Raw genomic sequence first — 7,574 nt, forward strand, 5'->3', positions numbered from 1 at the left:
CCTTCGCCTTTCACCACCAGGTGTTTTGTCAAACGCGTGGCGGACAAGTAACCCTTTGATCTCGGGGCCATTGGCGTTCTATCCTTTGGCAAGTCAAAAATCGAGGAATGCATTCATGAAACTGACCTGGTACGGCCACTCGGCCTTTCGGATCGATACCGCTGATGCCAAGATCCTCATCGACCCCTATCTGATAGGCAATCCGTCATGGACGGGTGGCTGGGAGGGCCCGGCTGAGGGTGTCACGCATGTGCTGCTGACGCATGGCCACAGCGACCACATCAGCGGCGCGGTGGAGGTGCTCGGCAAAAGCGGCGCCCAGCTCGTCGCCAATTTCGAGATCTGCATGTATCTGGTCGGCAAGGGCGTCAGCGACAAGAAGATCAATCCCGGCAACATCGGCGGCACCGTCGATTGCGGCAGCTTCACCACCACTTTTGTCCAGGCGCTGCACTCATCCTCGTTCCCGGGCGAGGGCGGCCAGAACACCTATCTCGGCAATCCGGGCGGCCTCGTCCTGCATTTCGCGGAAGACAAAACGCTCTATCACATGGGCGACACCGACATCTTCTCCGACATGGCGCTGATCAACGAGTTGCATGAGCCGAAGATAGGCCTGGTGCCGATCGGCGACCGCTTCACCATGGGCGGCGCGGTGGCGGCACTTGCCTGCCGGCGCTTCTTCAAATTCGACACCGTGGTTCCCTGCCACTTCGGCACGTTTCCGATGATCGACCCGACCGCCGATAAGTTCGAGGCCGGCCTGGAAGGATCCGGTGTAAGGCTGGCGTTGCCGAAAATCGGTGAGACGATTACGATCTAGAAACAGCTAAAGTGGAATAAATCCATGGTATTGGGGCGATCTCTTTGCGTTTCCATGTTTGTCGCGGCGTCGCCCGCGCTGGCCGCGGATGATTTCATCGAAGGCGTCTACCTTCAGTCCGAAGAGCTTTGCACGCAGGCCAAAAAGGACACGCTGCAAACGCTGATCGACGCCGGCAACATCGTGCTTTCGGCGCACGGCCTGCAGAGCGTGGAATACAATTGCGAGTTTCTGCAGGTCAGCAAGGCGACCGCTTCGCCGAGCTGGGCGGTGACGGCCCTCTGCCAGGAACCGGGCTATGTCTTCCCGGATGTCCTCTCGGTGACGCAAATGAACGACAAGCAGATCGATCTCGTGTCGGTCCGGCCCGTCAACGACGAAAGCGAAGCAAGCGGCAACAGCGGCAGCTACTATCTGTGCGAGGGCGTTGCCCTGCCGTAGACATCATCCTGTGCGTGGATCGATGGCCGAAGACTAGGCCGCCGCCGCAGCCTGGTCTCTCGCACGATGCATGTTGCGCAGCGCGCGCGGCGCCGCTATAGCCCGAACTGGTTTTCCCCGAGGCAAAAACATGTCCGTAGATCTTCAGACAGTGAAGCGCGTCGCGCATCTCGCCCGCATTGCGGTGAGCGAGGAAGATGCCGAACGGATGACCGGCGAGCTGAACGCCATTCTGGGCTTCGTCGAACAGCTGAATGAGGTCGATGTTTCCGGCATCGAACCGATGACCTCGGTGACGCCGATGGACATGAAGAAGCGTCAGGACGTTGTTACTGACGGCGGCAAGGCAGCTGACATCGTCGCCAACGCGCCGGCGACCGAAGAGAATTTCTTCCTCGTGCCGAAGGTCGTGGAGTAAACCGGCCGATGGCAATCGACATCGCCATTGAAACGCCACTGCAGGACGACGTGCGCGGCCTGGTCGAGGAACTCAACCAGACCTTGCTCGAACTGACGCCGCCGGAGCATTGCTACCATCTGACGGTCGAGCAGATGGCTGGTGAGGACACGACTGTCTTCATCGCCCGCGACAACGGCATGGCCATTGGCTGCGGTGCGCTGAAACGCCATGACGGCGCTGTCGGCGAGGTCAAGCGCATGTACACGCGGCCCTCGCATCGCGGGCAGAAGATCGGCGCGAAAATCGTCGAGCAGGTCGAGGCGCTGGCGCGCAACGAGGGGCTGAAGCGCCTGGTGCTGGAGACGGGCGACCGTCACCCCGCGGCGTGGACCGTCTACGAACGCGCCGGGTTTTCGCGTTGCGGCCCGGTGCTGGATTATCCCGATTCCGAGTGGTCGGTGTTTTACGAAAAGAGCCTTTGATGAGCGACCTGACCCAGCTGACGATTTCACAGGCCCGCGCCAAGCTGCACGGCAAGGAAATCACCGCGACCGAGATCACCGAGGCCTATCTCTCGGCCATCGATCGCGCCAATCCCGCGCTCAATGCCTATGTCGCGGTGACAGGCGACAAGGCGCGCGACATGGCCAAGGCGTCCGACGCAAGGCTGGTCAAGGGCGAGGGCGGTGCGCTGGAAGGCATCCCGCTCGGAATCAAGGACCTGTTCGGCACCGAAGGCGTCCATACGCAGGCCTGCAGTCATGTGCTGGACGGATTCAAGCCGCGCTACGAATCGACCGTTACGTCAAATCTGTGGGCCGACGGCGCCGTCATGCTCGGTAAACTCAACATGGACGAGTTCGCCATGGGCTCGTCCAACGAGACGTCCTACTATGGCCCGGTCATCAATCCGTGGCGGCGCTCGCGCCTAGACACGGTGGTGATGCCGACGACGCATCAGGGTGATGGCGGCTTCGTCTCGGCCGGCGGCACCAGGACCGCGCGCAGCCTGGACAATGCGCAGCTGGTGCCGGGCGGTTCTTCCGGCGGTTCGGCAACCGCAGTGTCGGCCTTCCTGTGTGCCGGCGCGACCGCGACGGATACTGGCGGCTCGATCCGCCAGCCGGCCGCCTTCACCGGCACGGTCGGCATCAAGCCGACCTATGGCCGCTGCTCGCGCTGGGGCATCGTCGCCTTCGCCTCGTCGCTCGACCAGGCCGGCCCGATCGCTCGTGACGTGCGCGATGCCGCGATCCTGCTGAAGTCGATGGCCTCCGTCGATCCGAAGGACACGACGTCGGTCGACATGCCGGTACCGGACTATGAGGCCGCGATCGGCAAGCCGATCAAGGGCATGAAGGTCGGCATTCCCAGGGAGTACCGCGTCGACGGCATGCCCGAAGAGATCGAAGCGCTGTGGCAGAAGGGCATTGCCTGGCTGAAGGACGCCGGCGCCGAGATCGTCGATATTTCCCTGCCGCACACCAAATATGCGTTGCCTGCCTATTACATCGTGGCGCCCGCCGAGGCTTCGTCCAACCTCGCCCGCTACGATGGCGTCCGCTACGGCTTGCGCGTGCCGGGCAAGGATATCGTCGACATGTATGAGAAGACCCGTGCCGCCGGTTTCGGCCGTGAGGTCAAGCGCCGTATCATGATCGGCACCTATGTGCTGTCGGCCGGCTATTACGACGCCTACTATCTGCAGGCGCAGAAGGTGCGCAATCTGATCAAGCGGGATTTCGAGACTGTCTTCGCCGCCGGCGTCGATGTCATCCTGACCCCGGCAACGCCATCCGCCGCCTTCGGCATCGCCGACGAGGACATGGCTGCCGATCCGGTCAAGATGTACCTGAACGACATCTTCACCGTCACGGTGAACATGGCCGGCCTGCCGGGCATCGCTGTGCCCGCCGGGCTCGACGCCAAGGGTTTGCCGCTCGGGCTTCAGTTGATCGGCCGGCCGTTTGACGAGGAAACCCTGTTCCAGACCGCCGCCGTCATCGAGCAAGCCGCCGGCACATTCCAGCCGGAGAAATGGTGGTAGCATGCCGCCCCCGTCTCGCATTTCCATCGTCGAGACGGAAGACGAACTGCTGATAACCAACCCACCGCGCATCTCGGATTTCAGGATGGGCTTCGTCCTGGTTGGGGCCGCGATCGTTGCCTATACCGGCTACATGGGATTGACCGACACGTCGCCCGCAAACGTCGCCAGCGGCACTCTCGGACTGCTGTCGTTCACTGCGATCATTGCCCTCTTCACCTACTTCCTCGGCAAGGATTTCATGTGGCTGGTGTTCGGCAAGGAAACCCTGCGGCTAACCGACGTGGCAGCCGTGCGCGACGTCAGGGGTTTTGTGCGAAATCGTTCCTCATTGCCTTTGAAAGGGCACCTTGAGGCCGAAATCCTCGACCATACCTATCCAACGGATGAAGCGGGGCTGTCGGAAGTCATCAGGTTGACCAACACCAACGGCGTCCTTGTTTTCGGCAGGGAGTTGAGCCGGCCCGAGGCCGAGGCTGTGACAAGTGCCGTCGAGCACTTCATCGGTCGTGAGAATTCGAGCCGACGATAGGCAGCCAATGTTCTTCTACCTTTCCAAGATCTTCTGGTTCTTCATCCAGCCGCTCAACCTGGCGATCTTCCTGCTGCTAGCGGGACTGCTCGCGGTCACGATCGGGCGCCGACGGTTAGCGGCCGCCGGCAGCGTGCTGGCATTTTTGATCCTTGCACTGTCAGCATGGACGTCGCTCGGCGCCATGATGCTCAATCCGTTGGAAGAGCGCTTTCAACGCCCGCCGCTGCCGGAAAAGGTCGACGGCATCGTCGTGCTCGGCGGCGGCTTCGAGGGCGCCATCAATCTGGCGCGCGGCGGCTATGAGCTGAACAGCAGCGGCGATCGGATGGTCGAGACCGCGATTCTCGCCCGGCGCTTTCCCACCGCCAAGGTGGTCGTCTCCGGCGGCACCGGCGCGTTGTTTCTCGATGGCGAGGGCGATGCCGCAACCGCGCCGCGCCTGCTCACCGCGCTTGGCGTGGCCGCCGACTGGATGATCCTGGAGAACAAGTCCCGCAACACCTATGAGAACGCGGTCTTCACCAAGGAGTTGGTAACGCCGAAGCCCGGCGAGACCTGGCTGCTGGTGACCTCGGCCTTCCATATGCCGCGCGCCAAGGCGCTGTTCGACAAGGCCGGCTTTGCAACCGTTCCATGGCCGGTCGACTATCGCACCTCGGGACGGGAAGGCGTCGGCCTGTTCCGCGACAATCCAGCCGATTCGCTGCGGGCCACCACCATGGCCATCCGGGAATGGATCGGGCTTTTTGCCTACTGGCTGTCAGGCCGGATCGATCAGCCTTTTCCGGGCGGCTGACCGATCACCGCCTGCCTGGCCGCCGAGAAGAACTGGCGCCGCACCAGCACCGCCAGCAGCAACAGCGTCGACAACACGAACACCATGGGGTCGACGAACCAGCCGAGATAACCGATCGAGAAGAACACGCCGCGCAGGCCGGAGTTGAAGTGCTTTCCGGCCAGCATGTTCATTTGCGCCGCACGCCACACCGCCGTTTCGGTGACCGGATTGCGCGAGGCTTCGCCATGCGGGATCGGTACGGCGCCGATCAGGATCGTGCAATAATTGAACAGCCGGTACGCCCAGCCGAATTTGAAGAACGAAAACGCCAGGATCAGCACCAGCCCAAACACCTTTATCTGGAAGGCCGCGCGCGACGGCGCGCCACCCAGAGGCAGGTCGCTGAGCACTTCAAGAACCCGGTCGGACGCGCCGAGCAGGGCAAAGCAGCCGCCGATCGCGATCAGCGAGCTGGAGGCGAAGAAGGCGGTGCCTTGCTGCAGCCCGCTCATGATGGCGGTGTCGACGATGCGGATCTCGCGCTCGGCCATGGTCCGCATCCAGGCTTGCCGCTGTGCATTCATCGCCGTCGTCAGCGACATCCGGCTGACAAGCTTGCCGTCGGAGGCAAACGTGTGCAGCAGCCACGCGACGAGGAAGAAGGCCAGCGCCGCGAGATCGGCTGTCGAAAGATCGAGGGAATCGCCCATGGCCTGAATTTATCACATTCAGGGCGATCGCTTCGATGTCCGCATTCAGCGATCGTGCCAATGTCGCTGCCGGAGCAAACAAGGTCGGCGGGTGCAGCGCCGCGATTTCCAAAAGAGCGGAAACATCGTGGGAATTCCTATATGTAGTCCTCGACCTGACTCCAGGAGACAACGCCGCGTGTTCCTTTCGGTTTTCGACCTGTTCAAGATCGGCATAGGACCCTCGAGTTCGCACACGATGGGACCGATGACCGCCGCGGCGCGGTTTCTCGACGAGGTCGCGGGAAATGACTGGCCGCGCCCGGCGGGTGTGAAGGTCGACCGCCTTGGCGCCAGCCTGCACGGGTCACTCGCCTATACCGGCATCGGCCACGGCAGTGACCGCGCCGTCATGCTCGGCCTTGCCGGTCTGACGCCGCAGACGGTCGATCCCGACCAGGCCGATGGCATTGCCAGTCGCATCGCCGCCGAAAAGCGTATTTCGCCGCCCGGCCATCCCACCTATCGCTTCGATCCGGCCAGCGATCTGGTGCTGGACCGCAAGACGCCGCTCACCGGCCACGCCAACGGCATGGCGTTCTACGCCTATGATTCCGGCGGCCGCCTGCTGCTCAAGCGCATCTATTATTCGATCGGCGGCGGCTTCGTGGTTTCCGAAGAGGAACTGCAGCGGATGAAGGCCAAGGGATCGGTGACGACGGAAGGCAAGAAAGTGCCTTATCCGTTCAAGAATGCGGTCGAGATGCTGGCCATGGCCGGCAAAAGCGGCCTTTCCATCGCCGACATGAAACGCGTCAACGAGGAGACGCAGATGACGCGCGAGGCGCTCGACGCCGGCCTCGACGGCATCTGGAGCGCCATGAAAGGCTGCATCGACCGCGGCCTGTCGCAGGACGGCATCATGCCGGGCGGGTTGAAGGTGCGCCGCCGTGCCCGCATGCTGCATGACAAGCTGCAGGAGCAATGGCAGCAGAACAAGCCCAATCCCTTGCTCGCCAATGACTGGCTGTCGATCTACGCCATGGCGGTGAACGAGGAAAACGCCGCTGGCGGCCGGGTCGTCACAGCGCCGACCAACGGTGCGGCCGGCACGCTGCCGGCGGTGCTGCGCTACTGGCTGCATTTCCATCCCGAGGCGGACCAGCCGAGCATTCGTGATTTCCTGCTGACGGCTGCTGCGGTCGGCGGCATCATCAAGACCAATGCTTCGATCTCCGGCGCCGAAGTCGGCTGTCAGGGCGAGGTCGGGTCGGCATCGGCAATGGCGGCGGCCGGCCTGTGCGCCGTCATGGGCGGTACGCCCGAGCAGGTCGAGAATGCCGCCGAGATCGCGCTCGAACACCATCTCGGCATGACCTGCGATCCGGTTGGCGGGCTGGTGCAGGTGCCGTGCATCGAGCGCAATGCGCTGGGCGCGGTCAAGGCGGTGACGGCAGCGTCACTGGCCATCAAGGGCGACGGCACCCATTTCGTACCTCTCGATGCAGCAATCGAGACCATGCGCCAGACCGGCCTCGACATGAACGAGAAGTACAAGGAAACCAGCCTGGGTGGGCTCGCCGTCAACGTCGTGGAATGCTGAAGGCTGGCCTAAACTGCCACTGTGGAGAAGTCGATCCGGTCGTTGACGCGTCCGCATGCGGGACTAACCTTAAGCGATGTCTCTCAATCTCATAAAACTCTGTGTCGGCTGCGACAGCGTCGAAGATCTCGAGGAGTGGATCGCCTTCCGCCTCGACGAGCGGCGGCGCGCCGGTGAGCCGGTCGAGCAATATCACACCACGCGCATGATGCCGACGCGCGGCGCCGAGGTCACCGATGGCGGTTCGCTCTATTGGGT

The 7,574-nt window shown here is 62.8% G+C and carries 10 protein-coding genes; 9 read left to right on the forward strand and 1 reads right to left on the reverse strand.

Features of this window, described 5'->3' with window-relative positions; translation table 11 throughout:
• The first annotated feature begins 115 nt into the window (after positions 1–115).
• The 7 genes from EN879_RS16705 (at position 116) to EN879_RS16735 (ending at position 5,042) form a co-directional block, all read left to right on the forward strand.
• Positions 116–823: a metal-dependent hydrolase gene (locus tag EN879_RS16705; RefSeq protein WP_063167956.1), complete on the forward strand. Its 708-nt coding sequence runs from the start codon at positions 116–118 to the stop codon at positions 821–823.
• A gap of 24 nt (positions 824–847) precedes the next feature.
• Positions 848–1,264 (forward strand): hypothetical protein, encoded by a 417-nt coding sequence (locus tag EN879_RS16710; protein ID WP_082826453.1) that lies wholly within the window; start codon positions 848–850, stop codon positions 1,262–1,264.
• A gap of 130 nt (positions 1,265–1,394) precedes the next feature.
• Positions 1,395–1,682, forward strand: coding sequence for an Asp-tRNA(Asn)/Glu-tRNA(Gln) amidotransferase subunit GatC (gatC, locus tag EN879_RS16715; RefSeq protein ID WP_013531787.1), 288 nt, complete (start codon positions 1,395–1,397; stop codon positions 1,680–1,682).
• Positions 1,683–1,690: 8 nt separating this feature from the next.
• A complete protein-coding gene (locus tag EN879_RS16720) occupies positions 1,691–2,146 on the forward strand; it encodes a GNAT family N-acetyltransferase (protein WP_013531786.1) in 456 nt (151 codons plus the stop codon).
• Positions 2,146–3,711: an amidase family protein gene (locus EN879_RS16725; RefSeq protein WP_027161542.1), complete on the forward strand. Its 1,566-nt coding sequence runs from the start codon at positions 2,146–2,148 to the stop codon at positions 3,709–3,711. Before EN879_RS16720 ends, EN879_RS16725 begins: the two co-directional genes overlap by 1 nt.
• Position 3,712: 1 nt before the next feature.
• Complete coding sequence (locus EN879_RS16730) at positions 3,713–4,243, forward strand: hypothetical protein (RefSeq protein WP_013531784.1); 531 nt, start codon at positions 3,713–3,715, stop codon at positions 4,241–4,243.
• A 7-nt stretch (positions 4,244–4,250) separates the two neighbouring features.
• Positions 4,251–5,042: a YdcF family protein gene (locus EN879_RS16735; protein ID WP_063167958.1), complete on the forward strand. Its 792-nt coding sequence runs from the start codon at positions 4,251–4,253 to the stop codon at positions 5,040–5,042.
• Here the strand turns inward: EN879_RS16735 and EN879_RS16740 are convergent.
• On the reverse strand, positions 5,021–5,734 hold the full coding sequence (locus EN879_RS16740) for a DUF599 domain-containing protein (protein WP_027161543.1): 714 nt from the start codon (positions 5,732–5,734) through the stop codon (positions 5,021–5,023). The two genes, EN879_RS16735 and EN879_RS16740, sit on opposite strands and share 22 nt — an antisense overlap.
• Positions 5,735–5,912: 178 nt before the next feature.
• Between EN879_RS16740 and EN879_RS16745 the strand changes: the two genes are divergently transcribed.
• Complete coding sequence (locus tag EN879_RS16745) at positions 5,913–7,316, forward strand: L-serine ammonia-lyase (RefSeq protein ID WP_063167959.1); 1,404 nt, start codon at positions 5,913–5,915, stop codon at positions 7,314–7,316.
• A gap of 76 nt (positions 7,317–7,392) precedes the next feature.
• On the forward strand, positions 7,393–7,574 hold a 182-nt coding region (locus EN879_RS16750; RefSeq protein WP_127274136.1), incomplete at its 3' end, for a DUF1489 family protein.

Source organism: Mesorhizobium sp. M7A.F.Ca.AU.002.02.1.1 (genome assembly GCF_003998535.1).
Lineage (GTDB): Bacteria > Pseudomonadota > Alphaproteobacteria > Rhizobiales > Rhizobiaceae > Mesorhizobium > Mesorhizobium ciceri.